General features: G+C 70.1%; 14 protein-coding genes. 7 read left to right on the forward strand and 7 right to left on the reverse strand.

Annotated elements, in window-relative coordinates; genetic code table 11:
* Positions 1-837 precede the first annotated feature (837 nt).
* Both GCU60_RS18790 and GCU60_RS18795 read right to left on the reverse strand, forming a co-directional pair.
* Positions 838-1,047 carry a hypothetical protein gene (locus GCU60_RS18790; RefSeq protein WP_204262315.1) on the reverse strand — a complete coding sequence of 70 codons (210 nt, stop codon included), beginning with the start codon at positions 1,045-1,047 and terminating at the stop codon, positions 838-840.
* Between the two features lie 492 nt (positions 1,048-1,539).
* On the reverse strand, positions 1,540-2,583 hold the full coding sequence (locus GCU60_RS18795) for an IS110 family transposase (RefSeq protein WP_091382395.1): 1,044 nt from the start codon (positions 2,581-2,583) through the stop codon (positions 1,540-1,542).
* A 902-nt stretch (positions 2,584-3,485) separates the two neighbouring features.
* On the opposite strand from GCU60_RS18795, the gene GCU60_RS22335 reads away from it, so the two are divergent.
* From GCU60_RS22335 to GCU60_RS18830, 7 genes are all read left to right on the forward strand, one after another.
* The gene (locus tag GCU60_RS22335) at positions 3,486-3,953 is read left to right on the forward strand and encodes an STAS domain-containing protein (protein ID WP_113839310.1); all 468 of its coding nucleotides are present in this window, start codon (positions 3,486-3,488) and stop codon (positions 3,951-3,953) included.
* Positions 3,954-3,985: 32 nt separating this feature from the next.
* The gene (gene arcA, locus GCU60_RS18805; RefSeq protein ID WP_199589204.1) at positions 3,986-5,224 is read left to right on the forward strand and encodes an arginine deiminase; all 1,239 of its coding nucleotides are present in this window, start codon (positions 3,986-3,988) and stop codon (positions 5,222-5,224) included.
* A 125-nt stretch (positions 5,225-5,349) separates the two neighbouring features.
* Positions 5,350-5,604, forward strand: coding sequence for a hypothetical protein (locus GCU60_RS18810; protein ID WP_091382398.1), 255 nt, complete (start codon positions 5,350-5,352; stop codon positions 5,602-5,604).
* A 5-nt stretch (positions 5,605-5,609) separates the two neighbouring features.
* Positions 5,610-7,085, forward strand: a complete 1,476-nt coding sequence (locus GCU60_RS18815; RefSeq protein ID WP_199589202.1) for a basic amino acid/polyamine antiporter — start codon at positions 5,610-5,612, stop codon at positions 7,083-7,085.
* Positions 7,086-7,102: 17 nt separating this feature from the next.
* A complete protein-coding gene (locus tag GCU60_RS18820; RefSeq protein WP_091382400.1) occupies positions 7,103-7,654 on the forward strand; it encodes a copper chaperone PCu(A)C in 552 nt (183 codons plus the stop codon).
* A gap of 74 nt (positions 7,655-7,728) precedes the next feature.
* Positions 7,729-9,555 carry a glycoside hydrolase family 15 protein gene (locus tag GCU60_RS18825; protein ID WP_091382401.1) on the forward strand — a complete coding sequence of 609 codons (1,827 nt, stop codon included), beginning with the start codon at positions 7,729-7,731 and terminating at the stop codon, positions 9,553-9,555.
* Positions 9,552-10,922, forward strand: coding sequence for a glucose-6-phosphate dehydrogenase (locus GCU60_RS18830; RefSeq protein WP_091382403.1), 1,371 nt, complete (start codon positions 9,552-9,554; stop codon positions 10,920-10,922). Before GCU60_RS18825 ends, GCU60_RS18830 begins: the two co-directional genes overlap by 4 nt.
* A gap of 27 nt (positions 10,923-10,949) precedes the next feature.
* Here GCU60_RS18830 and GCU60_RS18835 read toward each other — a convergent pair whose 3' ends face one another.
* The 5 genes from GCU60_RS18835 to GCU60_RS18855 form a co-directional block, all read right to left on the reverse strand.
* Positions 10,950-11,789, reverse strand: a complete 840-nt coding sequence (locus tag GCU60_RS18835; protein WP_091382404.1) for an IS5 family transposase — start codon at positions 11,787-11,789, stop codon at positions 10,950-10,952.
* A 204-nt stretch (positions 11,790-11,993) separates the two neighbouring features.
* Complete coding sequence (locus tag GCU60_RS18840; protein WP_091382406.1) at positions 11,994-12,461, reverse strand: universal stress protein; 468 nt, start codon at positions 12,459-12,461, stop codon at positions 11,994-11,996.
* Positions 12,462-12,856: 395 nt separating this feature from the next.
* Positions 12,857-13,900, reverse strand: coding sequence for a TerC/Alx family metal homeostasis membrane protein (locus GCU60_RS18845; RefSeq protein ID WP_091382407.1), 1,044 nt, complete (start codon positions 13,898-13,900; stop codon positions 12,857-12,859).
* A gap of 103 nt (positions 13,901-14,003) precedes the next feature.
* The gene (locus GCU60_RS18850) at positions 14,004-14,903 is read right to left on the reverse strand and encodes a S1C family serine protease (RefSeq protein ID WP_199589200.1); all 900 of its coding nucleotides are present in this window, start codon (positions 14,901-14,903) and stop codon (positions 14,004-14,006) included.
* 223 nt (positions 14,904-15,126) lie between these two features.
* Positions 15,127-15,669, reverse strand: coding sequence for a DUF1269 domain-containing protein (locus GCU60_RS18855; RefSeq protein ID WP_091382410.1), 543 nt, complete (start codon positions 15,667-15,669; stop codon positions 15,127-15,129).
* Between the last annotated feature and the right edge of the window lie 197 nt (positions 15,670-15,866).

Below are 15,866 nucleotides of genomic sequence, written 5' to 3' on the forward strand. Positions count from 1 at the left end.
CCCGTCCTACGTCTCGGCGCCTACCCGCCCGCCGTCACCAACCTCATGACCCACAACAGCTAGGCCGGCCGCGACAGCGGGACGGCCCGGGGTGACATGGCAGAACGCAGGTGACCGCCCGGTGTCACCCCGGAGGGCGGTGGGCGTCACCCCGTCCAAGGCATGAACCGGCGCCTGCTCGGGCGGGGTCGTGGCGCCATGGGCTGCTATTTGCCAGCACGGCGTCGCGCCTGCGGGGGGCTGCGGTGGCCGGGCATCGGACGCCCCGGTCGCCAAGCGTCCGGACGAACTCGCGGAGCAGGTCTGTCGACAGCGCCCAGGCCGGGCGTCGCAAGAGCAGAGCTGCATCGGCGCTCCAGACCGTGTGCAGGTCGTGCTCGCGCACCGGCTATCCCGGGGCGCTTCGCACCGGCCGCTCGGCTCCTCGCCTGCGGCCGGCTCCACGGACGCGGCCGTGCAGGCGTCTGGATGGGACTGCAGTGCCGCAGGCTGGCTCGCTTTCCCGGCCGCGCCGCTCGCCACGGTCGCCGGCCGAGCAGCGCTTCTGCTAGGCCCGTGCTGCTGCCTCCCCCTATCCCGTCCGCCCGAGCCGCGCAGCCAGATCACGAGCCGACACACCTGGTGCATCCAGGCCGAGCGAATCCGTTGTGACGAGAACTGCGCTGGGTTCGGGCGGTTCGCTGAGCGAGCAGGAGATGGGGTGACGTCTGTGTGCGTCGTCGACCTCGGACGACGCCGGTGCGATCGGTCCGCGGTTCGGTGCACCGGCTCTCCAGGGCACGTGCTCCGGCGCAGTCGTCTTCTGCTACTACTGGAGAGAAACTGGAGGTTCGCGGCTCAGCGCACGTCGGGGGCGCCGGTCCGGCCGGCCCGCCAGCGGTAGGCCTCCAGTACGGGCTGTAGTGACCGACTGAGGCCGGGCAGGTCACGGTCGTAAATGCGGCCGTCGTCCAACTGCCGGGTCAGCTCGCCGAGCAGTGCCGGCCAGTCCCGCCGGGTCGGCTCCAGGGGGACGCCGACTTGCACCCGCCGTTCGACCACCTGCACCGCGGATCGGCCGGAGGCCGCCGCGCGGGTCTGCTCCCAGGCTCGGTGTCGGCAGGTGGCCGAGCACCACTTGGGGATCGGCCCCCGGCCGCGCGGCGTGATCGGCCCAGCACACCATCCGCAGGTCGTCGCGGCGGTGCGCCGTTCGCGCCCTTCCGCCGAAGCGCCGGTCTGTTCTGCATCGGCGGACACGGTCGGTGCCTGGGCGACGTGTTGCCGCCGTTGCTGCTCACGAGCTCGGCGGCGGGCCCGGTGCTCGGGGGTTCCGATGGTTCCCATGGCACAGAGTCTGCAGACGACCCTGCAGTAACTCGTCACCACGAGTTCCAGGACCGCAAGTGAGCTCCTATGTGTCAACGGCGGTCGGGCGTAGCGTCCGGGCTGGCGGTGGGTGCGGTGGACTGGCCGCAGCGAAGAGCAGGTCTGGGACTGTGAACCTGTCGCGCAGCTGGCTTCGGCCGTATTGACGCGTCCCGTTTGCCGCTGCCGCACTCACCGTCCTGCCGCGGTCGGTGCCCGCCCGGCGGAGAGGTCGTCGTGCAGGGTCTTGTAGACCACGTCGGAGAGACGGCGTTTGAGGCAGCGCAGCGCTTCGCGTCCGGTCTTTCCTTCGGCGCGTTTGCGTAGGTAGTAGGCGCGGCCTTCGGTGTCGGCGCGGATTTGGGTGATGGCCATCGTGTAGAGCACCCGGTTGAGCGTGCGGTTGCCTGACCGGTTGAGCCGATGGCGGCTGGTGCGACCGGAGGAGGCGGGGATCGGGGCGGTGCCGTTGGCGGCGGCGAAGGCGTGCCGGGAGCGGTAGCGGCGCACGTCGGCGACCTGGCCGAGGATCGTCGCGGCGCCGACCTTGCCGAGGCCGTAGAGCTCGGTCAGGCCGGTGTCGACCTCGGCGACTGCGGCGGTGATCAGGTCGGCGACCTCGCGGATCTCCACCGTCAGCTCTGCCAGGCGGGTGAGCCGGCGGCGGGTCAGGACCGCGCGGACGTTGGTCTGGCCGGTGAGCAGCTCGGTGGCCTTGGTGATGAAGGTCGGCGCGGTCAGCCGCGGGATCTTCACCTGATATCCGGGCAGCAGGCCGTGCAGCTCGGCGTGGGTGCGGTTGGCCAGCGCGGTGCGCTCGGCGACCAGCTGGGCGCGGTAGTCAGCCAGCGCCCGCAGATCGGCGGCCCGACCGATCGCCAGCCGCACCGGCGGCAGGCCCGGCTCGCGGGCGGTGATCCGGGCGATCGCGACCGCATCGGTGGGGTCGGTCTTGCCCGCGCCCGGCCGGGCTGAGCGCTCCCGGCTGGTCAGCGACGGTGGCACCTCGACGACCTCGACTGGGCCGGTGAGCACCAGGTGCACCGCGGCGCCGCGGCCGTAGTTGCCTGAGCCCTCGATGCCCACCCGCTGAACGTCATGATTGGCGAGCAGTTTCTCGAGCGCGTCGAAGCCGGCCTCGGTGTTGGCCAGCTCGGTGACCACCACCGGTCGCCCGGCGCCGTCGATGACCGCCACGGCCAGCGTGTCCTTGTGGGTGTCGATGCCGGCATGCACGCCGACTCCTTCCGCCGCGCCTCAGCTCGCGAGGCACCGATGTCCGGGCGCAGCGCATGCACTTGGTGGCTGTGGCAGCCGGCGCTCCTATCAGGCGTCAACCGCCCGAGACATCGGCGAACGTCACCGGCGGGCACTCACTGGTACAGGCCACTGGATCGCGCTGGGCAGCATGAGGTCGAGCCTCGCCGGTGACGCCCCCGAGCACCTCGCCATCGGTGACGAAGCGGCCGAAGTACACCAAGTGCATGAGGTGTGTCGGCTCGTGATCTTGATTGGGAGGGGAGATCTCCAGTGCTGGTCGATCGGTCGGGTAGGGGGCGAGTGACGGGTTGGATGGCGAGCTGCTGACGGTTCGGTGGAAGGCCTCGGTGGGAGCCCCTGGGAGGGGTGTCCGCCTGTGGCCCCCCCTCGGCAAGGTCGTCGTTGAGGCTCTTGCCGCTGGATCGCCGCAGCCGCATTCCCGCTGCCTGTCCCGCCCCGGGGCGGTTCACCGTGTGATGAATGAGAAGGACGGCCGTCCCCTACGGGCAGCGGCTGAGCATGGGAACCGATGACATACGTGAGGGGACCTTGCTCACCGGACGCCACTGATGGCTGATGGCGTGGCGTGGCGTGTAGGCGGAGGCGATTGCCGTCGATCCGCCACACGGGCACTGTCGTGATCCTGTCCACGGTCGCGGGCTGGCGTTCACGACGTCATCGCACGTATGGGGTTGCCCTCGCGGTCCTGCCTTGATCATCGGACGCGTTGCGGCAGGTACCTGCTGGCCGCGTCCAGTTGCGCGTCGGGGGTTGCCGCTCTACCGTGAAATCGGTCGAGCATCGGGCCGTTCAGCACATACATTGTGTGCGGGAGCGCCCGGATAGGGCTTAGGCCTCCGGCACCCGGAGGCAAGTTCATGCGTCTGGTTACTGCTCAGCCGCCCACCGCCGAGACCTTTGATCACCGCGTCTTGTGGGTGGATGCACTCGCGGGGTGGGTCGGACCCATTGGCGATCTCGACCGCCGTCGCGCCAGTTGGCTGTTTGATGCACTGGCTGTACTGCCTCTCACAGGCAATTCAACCGTCGCGGTGGACGGCTCCGCGATCTCGTTCTGCGATGATGAAGGGCTGCGGGTTTCCGTCTGCGCACAGACGCTTGCCACCACGCGTGCGTGCCGAATACGGCTGGTCAACCCCACGCCTCATCTCCCGCTAATACCGAAGGCGGCCGGCGCGTCCGAGCCTATTGAGGGCGATCTACCTCCGACAGCCGCGGCTGTCGAGCGACTCGTCGAACTAGCTCTCCTCCCGTGGGGGCACCTCGTCCCGCCTTGGTCCGGTGGCCACCGGTCCTCTCTCAAGCGAGGAGCGCGCGGACGATGACCGATACGACTATTCCCAGGACGGGCGCAGACGTGCCGGTCGCCGCCTACGGCGTGCACTCCGAGGTCGGCGTGCTTCGCAAGGTCCTAGTCTGCGCACCGGGTCTGGCCCATTCCCGACTCACACCACGCAACTGCGACGACCTGCTGTTCGACGACGTCCTTTGGGTCGACAATGCCCGCCGGGACCACTTCGACTTCGTCGCCAAGCTGCGCAGTCGCGGTGTCGAGGTCGTGGAGTTGCACGACCTGCTGACCGAGACGATGGCCATCCCCGGGGCGAAGGCGTGGCTGCTGGACCGCAAGGTCACGGCCAACGAGGTCGGCCTCGGGCTCGTCGACGGGACGCGGGCATTCCTCGAGTCCCTGGACGACCGCCGGCTGGCAGAGCTCCTCATCGGTGGGCTGGCCACGGTCGACCTGCCCGCCGACTTCCGGTCCGGGTACCTGGCGCTCGCCCGGGAGCAGCTCGGCGTCCGCGAGTACCTGATGCCGCCGTTGCCGAACACCCTCTACACCCGCGACACCACCTGCTGGATCTACGGCGGGCTCACGCTCAACCCGCTGTACTGGCCGGCCCGGCACGACGAGACGCTGCTCTACAAGGCCATCTACACCTTCCACCCCGACTTCGCCGGCGCCACGGTGTGGTGGGGCGATCCCGAGCGGGACTGGGGCCTGGCCACCATCGAGGGCGGCGACGTCATGCCGATCGGCAACGGCGCGGTGGCCATCGGCATGAGCGAGCGCACTTCCCGGCAGGCCATCACCCAGCTCGCTGCAGCGCTGTTCGAGCACGGCGCCGCCACCCGAGTGATCGTCGCCGGCATGCCCAAGATGCGGGCCGCCATGCACCTGGACACGGTGTTCACCTTCGCCGACCGTGACGTCGCCACCGCCTACCGGGAGATCGTCGACGGCATCCATACCTTCAGCCTCCGGCCCGGCGACAAGGAACCGGTCGAGGTCACCGAGGAGAAGCGGACCTTTCCCGACGTCGTCGCCGACGCGCTGGGTCTGTCCGAGCTGCGGGTGCTGGAGACCGGGGGTGACGAGTACGCCAACGAGCGCCAGCAGTGGGACAGCGGCAACAACGTCGTCGCCGTCGCCCCAGGGGTGGTCTTCGCCTACGACCGCAACACCTACACCAACACCGTGCTGCGCAAGGCCGGCATCGAAGTGATCACAATCGTCGGCGCGGAGTTGGGCCGGGGTCGTGGCGGCGGGCACTGCATGACCTGCCCGATCATCCGCGACCCCGTCGACGTCTGAGCCGATCGCTCGTCGAGCCGGGCACCGTCCGGCTGCTACTGAGGAGAGCTCCGGTCAGACCAGTCGGTGAGTCCGTCACCGAGCCTGGCGTCCGGGGCCTCGGCTGCCCGATTGAGAGGGACGCCATGGAAGAGCGAGATGTCCTGACGGCGCGACGGCCGACGTTGCTCGTCGATGCTCTGCTGGACCTCGTCGCCCTGGCGGTCCTGATTGCAAGTTCCCTCGTGCTGTTCGGTTTCGACGCGCTGGACGGACCACTTCAGGTGGCTCTGGTGGGATGCGCCGCGATCGCGGCGCTATGCGTTCTGTACGGAGTCGTCGGCTTCAAGATCGAAAAGGTCGAGCCGGTGGCGCTCGGCCGAGCCCCAGGACAGGAGTGACTGCGATGGTCGACACGGCCCCACGGGCTGCCGGCGCGGTTGCCGACGCCCCGGTCGCGACGCCGGGAAAGATGTCGCTGCCCACCCTCACCGCGATGGTGGTCGGCAGCATGGTCGGCGCGGGCGTCTTCTCGCTGCCGGCGCGCTTCGGCGTGGCAACCGGCGTCCTCGGATCGCTGATCGCCTGGACGATCGCGGGGACGGGCATGCTGATGCTCGCCTTCGTGTTCCAGAACCTCGCGATCCGCAAGCCCCAGCTGGACTCCGGGGTCTTCATCTACGCCAAGGCCGGGTTCGGCGACTACGTCGGGTTCAACTCGGCGATCGGCTTCTGGGCCAGCACGGTCTCCGGCAACGCCTTCTACTGGATCTTCATCACGGCGACCATCGGCGCGTTCTTCCCAGTGTTCGGTGACGGCGACACGGTCCTCGCGGTGGCGCTCGGCACGGTCGGTGTCTGGCTCTTCCACTACCTGATCGCGCGGGGCGTTCGTGACGCCGCCATCGTCAACCGCATCGTGACGGTGTTCAAGATTCTGCCGATCCTCACCTTCATCGTCGTGCTGTTCGTGGCGTTCGACGCCGGCGTCTTCGCCGACAACTGGATCGCCACCGGCTACGGCGACCTGGGCTCGCTCGACGAGCAGATCCGCAACACCATGATCATCACGACGTTCGTCTTCATCGGCATCGAGGGCGCCAGCGTCTACTCGCGCTACGCCAAGCGGCGCCAAGACGTCGGCAGGGCGACCGTCCTGGGCTTCCTGAGCGTGCTGTCGATCTTCGCCCTGGTGACGCTGTCGAGCTACGGGGTGATGCCGCAGCCGGAGATTGCCGCGACCCGCCAGCCGTCGATGATCGGCCTCTTCGAGTCCGTCGTCGGCGACTGGGGCCGCTGGTTCATCAGCGCGGCCGTCATCGTCTCCGTCCTCGGCGCCTACCTCGCCTGGAGCTTGATGGCGGCCGAGGTGATGTACATCCCGGCCCGCAATGAGGACCTCCCGGCCTTCCTGGGTAGGGAGAACGACAAGGCCACGCCGATCACGGCACTCGTCGTCAGCTCGCTGGCGGTCCAGGGCCTCCTCGCCGCGACGCTGGTCCTGACCGATGCGCTGAACTTCATGCTCGATCTGTCCACCTGTTTGGCGCTGATCCCCTACTTCCTGACCGCCGCGTACGCGCTGAAGCTCGGCCTCACGGGGGAGGGCTACGAGGACGTGACCGCCAGGACGCGTCGGAAGGAGGCGATCATCGCGGGGATCGCCACCGCCTACACGCTGTTCCTCTTCGAGGCCGCCGGCCTGAAGTTCCTGCTGCTGGCCACGGTGATTCTCGCCCCGGCCACCCTACTGTACGTCAAGGCGCGCAGCGAGCACAGCCGCCGGCTGTTCAGCCCCACCGAGATGGTGCTCTGCGCCGTGATCGTGGCCGCCGGCATCACCGGCGTCGTCGGCTTGTGGACCGGCTTCATCACCACCTGAGCCCCGGAGGAGCTGACATGAACCGCACCGGAGTCGCCGTGGCGGCCCTGCTCACCCTGCTGGTGCTGGCCGGCTGCACGTCGGCGCGCGCCGACCCGCCGAACCTCGACCGGGCCAGGATCGGGCTCGACAGCGTCGACGGGCGGGTAGGAGACCTCCGGCTGCTCGGCGTGTCCGTCGCGTCCCCCGGGACCCGCGGCAGCCTGCACATCGCCGGGGACGGCGCCGCTCTCCTGCTGACGATCGCGAACGGCGGCGAGGCCGACGATGAACTCACCGGGGCCTCGGCCGAGGTCGCCGAGGCGGTCGTCCTCCGGGACGGCGACCAGGAGGCGGAACCGCGCCTGGAGGTGCCCGTGCCCGCCGGCGGGGTCGCGGCCCTCCGCGAGGTGAGCGGCCTCCACCTGGAGCTGACCGGGCTCCGTGGGGCCCTGCGCAGCGGCTTCAGCGTCCCGGTCACCTTCGAGTTCCGCGACGCCGGCTCGGTAACCCTCTCCGTGCCGATCCGCACTTACACCGACGTCCGGCCGGACAGGTTCACGGAGCCCGCCGACGCGGTCGGCCGCTGACCGGGCTGTCACCCCTGGAAGACAAAACTCGACGACGTGGTCAAGGTGCTCATCAAGTTCTAGGAGGGTCCGCGGTGCTCGACCTCGATCCCGGCTTCCGGCCGATCCGGCTCCACGACGGCTACCCGCCACTGGCCGACCTCGGCCTGATCGGCGACGGAGCGACCGCGGCGTTGGTCGGACTCGACGGTGTTATCCGGTGGATGTGCGTCCCCGACTTCGACTCCGAACCGCTGTTCTGCTCACTGCTGGACTCTGCTCGCGGCGGCTCGTTCATCGTGGTACCGGAACGGCTGGTCGAGGCGCGGCAGCGATACGAGCCGGACACCGGCGTCCTGATCACCGAGCTGCGCAGCGACACCGGGCTCGTGCGACTCACGGACGCCCTGGCGTTGCGCTCCGGGGCCGATCTCACCGACGATGCCCCCGCCGACCGCGGTGAACTCGTCCGCTCAGCGGTGGTGCTCTCCGGGTACGTCCGGCTCCGCGTCGCCGTGCAGCCGCGCGGCGGCGCGCAGCCCCGCCCGGCGTTCAACGGCCTGGCCGTCGAGTGCGCCCGCCAGCCGGGACTGCGGCTGCACCTGCGGTCCAATCGCCCGCTTCCCGGGTTGCTGAGCACCCACGACCTGCAGCAGGGCGATCGGCTCGACCTGGTCCTCTCGTGGGGCCGCTTGCATCGGCACCACCCGCTCGACGCCGAGGCGAGGCTCGCCGAGACGGCCGACGGGTGGCGGCGGTGGATGACCGGCTTCTCCTACGACGGCCCGCAGCCGGACATGGTCCGGCGGGCGGCGATCACGCTCAAGCTCTGCGACCACTGGGCGCACGGGTCGCTCGTCGCGGCGCCGACGTCGTCCCTGCCGGCGCCCGTCGGGGGGATCCGCAACTGGGACTACCGCTACACGTGGGTCCGCGATGCCGCCTACGCCGTCTTCGCGCTGCGCCGGATCGGTTTCGTCAACGAGGCCGATGCCTACCTCGGCTGGGTCCTCGACGCGTTCGAGCGGAGCCGGCAGCCGAGGATCATGTACACCATCGCCGGCGACCCGATCCCCGACGAATGGGAGGACGTCGAGCTCGAGGGATATCGCGGCTCGGCGCCGGTGCGTTGGGGCAACGGCGCGGCCGACCAGCGCCAGCACGACGTCTACGGCGAGGTCCTCGACTGCGCGGACCAGTGGGTCAAGGCGGGCGGCCGGCTCGACCCCGCCCTGTGGGGTGGGCTGAGCGGCATCGCCGACGCCGCCGGCCGGGCGTGGCGGCAGCCGGACCAGGGCATCTGGGAGGTGCGCAGCAGCGGCCGGGTGTTCACCTACTCCGCCGCCATGTGCCAGGTGGCGCTGGACCGGGCCGCGGCGACAGGTGAGCAACTCGGTCTCGCCGGACCCCTCGCGCGCTGGCGGAGGGAGGCCGCCGATCTCCGGGAGACCATCCTGACGCGGGCGTGGAACGAGGACGCGAAAACCCTGTCCGAGCACCTCGACGGTGGCGACAGCCTAGATGCCAGCCTGCTGGCGCTCCCGCTGCGCGGCGTGATCCCGGCCGATCACCCGAGGATGGTCGCCACGACCGCCGCGATCGCCGAGCGACTGTCGGCCGGCGACGGCCTGCTCTACCGCTACCGGCACGACGAGTCCCCGGACGGGCTCGCCGGTGACGAAGGTGCGTTCCTGCTGTGCAGCTTCTGGCTCGTCGACAACCTGGTACTCCAGGGGAAGCTGGATGAGGCCGAGGGGCTGTACGCGTCGCTGTGCGCCAGGGCGAGCCCGCTCGGCCTCCTGTCGGAGCAGATCGACCCGTCGAGCGGTGAACTCACCGGGAACTTTCCCCAGGCGTTCAGCCACATCGGAGTGATCGCCAGCGGGGTGAACCTGGCCAGGGCGATGAGGAGGGGGAGGTGATCGAGCGCTTCGTCCTCCTCGGGGCCACCGGCGACCTGACGGCGCGATACCTCCTGCCCGGGCTTGCGGCGCTGGGCAACGGCGGGCACCTCGGCGACGGGTTCCGGCTGATCGGCGTGGGCCGGGAGGACTGGGGGAACGAGCAGTTCCGCGGGTGGGCGCGTGCCCAGCTCGGTCAGCACGGGGGGCAGTTCCCGGCCGCTGACCGGGACGCGATCGTGTCGGCGGCCGAGTACCACCGGGCCGACGTCACCGACCCGGCCGCCCTGCGCGCCGTAGTCCGGGGTGCCGAGCCGATCGCGGCCTACCTCGCCCTTCCGCCGTTCCTGTTCGCCCCCACCGTCTCGGCGCTGCACGGTGCCGGGCTGCCGGAGGGGAGCTCGATCGTGCTGGAGAAGCCGTTCGGTGAGGATCTCGCCCAGGCGGTCGAGCTGAACGCCCTGCTCGCCCGGGTCGTCCCTGAGGAATCGGTGTTCCGCGTCGACCACTTCCTGGCCATGACGACCGTGCAGAACGTCCTCGGCACCAGGTTGGCCAACCGGGTGCTGGAGCCAATCTGGAACAGCGCGCACATCGCGGAGATCGACGTCGTCTGGGACGAGACGCTCGCCCTGGAGGGTAGGGCCGGATACTACGACGGCGTCGGCGCGCTGAAGGACATGCTGCAGAACCACCTGCTGCAGTTGCTCTGCCTGGTGGCGATGGAGCCGCCGATCAGTCTCGACGCCCGAGACCTGCGGGACCGCAAGGTGGACGTGCTGCGCTCGATCCGCCCGCTGAGCGCCGACGACGTCGTCCGTCACACACGTCGGGCCCGCTACACGAGCGGGCTCGTCGACGGCGTATCCGTTCCTGCGTACGTGGAGGAGGACGGCGTCGACCCGGCCCACCGGACGGAGACGTTCGCCGAGCTGGAACTCCGGTTGGACAACTGGCGCTGGCGCGGCACCGTGTTCCGGCTCCGGACCGGCAAGGCGCTCGGGCGGAACCGGATGGAGGTGGCGGTGCACTTCCGGCCGGTGCCGCACCTGCCCCGTGGCATGCGCGGCGACCCGCAACCCAACGTGCTGCGCTTCGGGCTCCAGCCCGAGAGCGTCGTCGTCGAGATGTCCGGCGTCGGCGCCCGCGCGCACACGCTGGTCCCGCTGACCCTCGCCGCTGAACTCGAACCGGCCGAACTACCCGCCTACGGTCGGCTGTTGCTGGACGTGTTCCACCGTGACCCTGCCCTGTCGATCCGCGGTGACGAAGCGGAGGAATCCTGGCGCGTCGTTACACCCGTGCTCGACGCATGGGCCAAGGACCTGGTTCCGCTCCAGGAGTACCCCGCCGGATCGGACGGGCCGTTCGATCAGCGCGAGCGCTGAACTGCGCTTAGGGCCTCCGCCATTAGGTCAGCGGATCCGTGGTGATCTTGGACGGGTGTCCCATCGATAGCGGTACCAGGCGGCCCGCAGCAACGCACGGATTGTGACGATCGCGGTAGCGAGGGCAAGGAAGGCGTCAACACAGACCTGGCGGCGTTCGGTGCAGCGACGCAGCCGGCCGAAGTCGTTGAGCCAGGAGTTGGTCCGCTCGACAACCCACCGCCGGCCGACCTGGATCGGCGCGGGTGTACCGCGCGCGGCGATCTGCCCGGCGAGGCCTCGCTCGTCAAGGGCTTCCCGGCAGGGCCGGTAGTCATAGCCGGCGTCCAGGTGCACGGTCACGTCCGCTGGCAGGGGTTGGAAGTCCTTGAGCGCGTCCAGGGTCTCCCCGAGCAGAGCGTCGTCGCGGGTGTTGGCCGGCGCGGACACCGTGGCCATCGGCACGCCGGCGCCGTCGCACAGCTGGGACCGCTTCATGCCGCCCTTGCCGCGGTCTACCGGGCTGCGACCGGCGCACTGTCCACCGCAGGGCGCCTTGGTGGTGCAGCCGTCCACGGCCAGGTCGGCCAGGTCCAGGCCGATCATCGTGTCGTAGGCGTCCAGGCAGGCCAGCCGTAGCCGGTCGAAGATGCCCAGCCTGATCCATTCGTCCCGGCGGCGGCGCATGGTGGTGGCCGAGCAGTCGGCGTCGGCGATCCGGTCGTAGCCGGCGCCGAACACCAGCGCGGCGACCAGGTGGTCGAACACCACGGCGTCGGCGATGCGCGGCCGGTGACAGCCCAGTGGGTGCTCATCGACACGCGTGGGCAGCAGCGCGAGGAACTGCTCGCGCAGCGGGTCAAGGATGCACGATGGGACGGCAGGCACGAGCGGTCCACAGCTCACGGAGCGTCAGCACCTTCGCGAGCGTGGCCCTCGTGCCTGCCCCCGACGACCAGCCACGCCGAACGTGGTGATCATCCCTACTGGCGGACGCCCTTAGCAGTCTGACGTCGGCGTCGATCGGCCAACGGGCCGCAGACCGGCACGGCCAGGTCGCCGTCGACCCGGCCGTCCGCCCGCGCGGTCCGGTCACTCCGGTGGGTCGACGGGGCCGCGGACGACGACGACCGGGCAGGCGGCGCGGGCGATGACGTGCTGGCTGACCGAGCCCAGCAGCATCCCCGTGAACCCGCCACGGCCACGACTGCCGACGACGAGCAGAGCCGCATCTGCCGCCGCGTCGACCAGGACCTGCCCCGGATGACCCATGACCGCGCGCTGGGACACCCGGTCGGCATCCGACGAGTCCACCGCCCTCGCGACCGTGTTCTCCAGCATGCTGGTCGCATCGCCTTCCCAGTCGATGGCCATGAGGGCACCGGCCCCATCGACCCCGACCGCCGGGATCCTCCAGGAGATGACCGCCTCGACCGGCTGGCCGGTGAGCCGCGCTTGGCCGAGCGCCCAGCGCAACGCCTCCTCCGAGTGCGACGAGCCGTCCACTCCCACGACGATGCGGCCGGAACCGGACTGCGGATCGGTGCCCGGAGTGCTCATGGCGTCGTGCTCCTGCCGGTCGACGACGGGGCGGTGTCTTCCCCATCGCACACCTTGCAGAGCCGGACACGCCAGTCAAGGCCGTAGGAGCACCCGATGGTCACGGAGGACCGAGATGTCACAGCCGAAGACCACGTACGAGGTGGGCTACTTCGTGGGGAGCCTTTTCTCCGCGTCGATCAACCGGATTTTGTCCCGCTCGCTGATCCGTCTCGCACCTGCGGACTTGCGGTCCACCGAGATTCTGATCGGCGACCTGCCGCTGTACAGCCCGACGAGGTAAGACCTGATCTCGAGACCGTTCACGAGTCCCCGTCAGCATGGATCAAGGGCTGCGCATCGGCGCCGGTCTCCACCAGGACCGCCCATGGAGGGTCGCGCAGGGGGCTGGTGCGTCAGGAGCCGTGGGCACCGATTCCCTCGCCGGTGGACCCGGGACGGGCGTGCCGGTCCTTGGTTCCGGTTGCGCGCAGTGATCCGGGGTGGGCCTTGGCGGTGGGGTCGCGGCGGGTCTTGAGCAGGCTGGCCACCGTGACGACGGCCAGGACCACGACGATCACGCCGAGGCTGAGCGGGGTGGGGATCTCGGGCACGCTGGGGTCGATGTCGACGTGGGCCCAGTGCAGGATCAGCTTCACGCCGATGAACGCCAGGATGAACGCCAGCCCAGCGGACAGGTAGACCAGCCGGTCGAGCAGTCCCTTGACGAGGAAGAACAGCGCGCGCAGGCCGAGCAGGGCGAAGGCGTTGGCGGTGAAGACGATGTAGGGCTCATCGGTCACCCCGAACACCGCGGGGATGGAGTCGAGGGCGAACAGCAGGTCCACGCTGCCGATCGCGATCAGCACGACCATCAGCGGCGTGACCATGCGCCGGCCCTCGACCCGGGTAAGCAACCGGCCGCCGACGTAGTCGGGGGTCACCGGCAGCAGGCGGCGGGCGGCCTTGACCATCGCGTTGCTCTCGATGTCGGGGTCCTCGTCGCGGTGCCGGAACAGCTGGACGGCGGTGTAGATGAGCAGCAGGCCGAACAGCAGGAACATGAAGGAGAACAGCGACAGCAGGGTGGCGCCCAGCGCGATGAAGATCGCCCGCATGACCAGCGCGAGCACGATGCCGAAGGTCAGCACCTTGTGCTCGTGCTCCTCGGGGACGGCGAAGGTCGTCATGATGATGACGAAGACGAACAGGTTGTCGACCGACAGGCTCTTCTCGACGACGTAGCCGGCGAAGTACTCGGTGCCCGGTCCGCCGCCGTACTCCGTGGTGAACCAAATCCCGAAGCCGATCGCGAGGGCGATGTAGAAGATCGACCAGGCGGTGGCCTCGCGAAAGCCGACCCGGTGCGGACGGACCGCGGCCAGGACGAGGTCCACGGCCAGCAGGGCGAGGATGAGCACGATGGTCAGCGTCCAGGTCAGGCCACTGATGTCGGTCACGCTGTCTCCTTGATCGGCTCCGCTCCCGACCTGTGGGCGGAGGCTCCCGCGCCGGCCAACGAGACTGCGTCGGGCGGCGACTGTGCCGAGGGCGGCAGTGCCCTCAGGGGTTGCTGGTGACGGGTCGGTCCACGAGCGTGAGTTCGACCTCGCGTTCTCTCTGACCGGGGCGGGTGACCGTCAGGGTCAGGACGTCGCTGGGGCTGTGCGGGCGCAGCGCGGCGAGGAAGTCCTCAGGCGTGGGCGTCGGCTCCCCGTCCACTGCGGTGACGACGTCGCCGGGGGCCAAGCCCGCCTGCTCGGCCGGGCCGCTGGCGGCGACAGCGGCGACGATGACCCCCTCCAGGTCGCCGAGCCCCAGCTGCGCGGCGATCTCCGGGGTGATCGGCACGGGCACGAGCCCGGCATAGGCGTGCTGGGCGCGACCGGAACGTTGCAGCTGGTCGGCGATGTCGACGGCGGTTGCCGCCGGGATGGCGAAGCCGAGGGCGACCGCGCCGGCCTGGGGTGGGATGTAGGCGACGTTGATGCCGATCACCTCACCGGCAGCGTTGAGCAGGGCGCCACCGGAGTTGCCCGGGCTGATGGGGGCGTCGGTCTGGATGAGGTCGACCAGCGCCTGGGACTGCACTGCGCTGCCAGGGATCTCCCGGTGCAGGCCGGAGATGATGCCGGCGGTGACGGTGTTCGCAAAGCCCAGCGGGCTGCCCACGACGACCGCGAGGGTGCCCACCTGGGGCAGGTCGGTGCGGAACTCCGCCGGTGGCAGGTCGCGCCGGTCGGCCTGCACCAGGGCGAGGTCGGTGACCGGGTCGGTGGCGGTGACGGTGCCCGGGACGCGCCGCCCGTCGGCGAAGGCCACCTCCACGTCCGAGGCGCCGCGCACGACGTGTTCGTTGGTGAGGATGAGCCCGTCGGCGGTGTAGACGACCCCGCTGCCGTTTCCGCCGGCAACCAGCACGGTCACCACGCTGGGCTGCGCCCGCGCGAGGACCTGCGGCACCTGTTCCAGGCCTCCGGCGGCCGCCTCGGCAGGCTGCTGAGCGGTCGTCGTGGCGCTGGACGCCTGCTGGTCAGCCGAGGAGTCGGAGCCGGTACAGCCGCCGGTGAGCAGTGCAGCCGCGACTACGCCTGCCGCAACTGCTGACCGCGGTCGGGCCACCACGTGGCGGCACACACCCGCAGACGGCGCCCCGTCTCGAGTGGTACGCGGGGACGACATGGGGTCACAACCCGGTTGCCGCCGAGGCACCGACGGGGTGGTTCTGCTGTAGAAGCGCGACCAGCTCACGCTCGGAGTCGCGGCTCAAGTTGGTCTGGATCACCGTCGGGTTGTAGGGCCGGATCGCCTCAACGACCCGGTCGACGGTGGCGTTGCGGGCCAGGAAGAACACTGCCGCCCCACCGGGCTGCAGGGTCTGCCCGATCTCACGGATCAGGTCATCGGGGATGCCGACATCGGCCAGCGACCCACCCAGGGCTCCCGACCCGGCACCCACCCCCGCCCCCACCAGGGCGCCGGCGAGCGGGTTGAGCAACAGCAGTCCGATCAGCGACCCCCACAGCGCGCCGCTGGCCGCTCCGTAGCTGGCTCCAGCCGCGGTCAGGTTGACCGACTGGTGCAGCTTGATCTTCCCGTCGGGAGTCCGCTCCACCCAGGCGGCGTCGGCCAGCTCCAGCAACTGCTGCCGATCGAGTTCCCCGGCGAGCTCGAAGACCTTCTCAGCGGTCTGCGGGCTGTCCACCCCAAACACGAGCAACTGACTCATGCGCCTTCTCCTCGTCCCGTGACCCCGCTCCGAGGCCAGAGCCCTCCATGGGCGCCGTCCGAACTCTCCAGCGGAAGTCTTGCCAAGGACGCCACATGCTTGAGGCTGACTGCTCAACCGCCACGGGCCATACCCGGCGCGACGGAGAGCATTCACCCGACAATGAGTCCTTCGGCTCCGTCCGCACCGACAGCGAG

The sequence above is a fragment of the Blastococcus saxobsidens genome (assembly GCF_010682065.1).
GTDB classification, from domain to species: Bacteria; Actinomycetota; Actinomycetes; order Mycobacteriales; family Geodermatophilaceae; genus Blastococcus; species Blastococcus saxobsidens_B.

Bases quoted from the DNA above. Each gene is read 5' to 3' on its own strand.
- GCU60_RS22335 (WP_113839310.1), top strand. From the start codon at position 3,486: ATGCGTCTGGTTACTGCTCAGCCGCCCACCGCCGAGACCTTTGATCAC.
- GCU60_RS18810 (WP_091382398.1), top strand. From the start codon at position 5,350: ATGGAAGAGCGAGATGTCCTGACGGCGCGACGGCCGACGTTGCTCGTC.
- GCU60_RS18815 (WP_199589202.1), top strand. From the start codon at position 5,610: ATGGTCGACACGGCCCCACGGGCTGCCGGCGCGGTTGCCGACGCCCCG.
- GCU60_RS18820 (WP_091382400.1), top strand. From the start codon at position 7,103: ATGAACCGCACCGGAGTCGCCGTGGCGGCCCTGCTCACCCTGCTGGTG.
- GCU60_RS18840 (WP_091382406.1), bottom strand. From the start codon at position 12,461: ATGAGCACTCCGGGCACCGATCCGCAGTCCGGTTCCGGCCGCATCGTC.
- GCU60_RS18855 (WP_091382410.1), bottom strand. From the start codon at position 15,669: ATGAGTCAGTTGCTCGTGTTTGGGGTGGACAGCCCGCAGACCGCTGAG.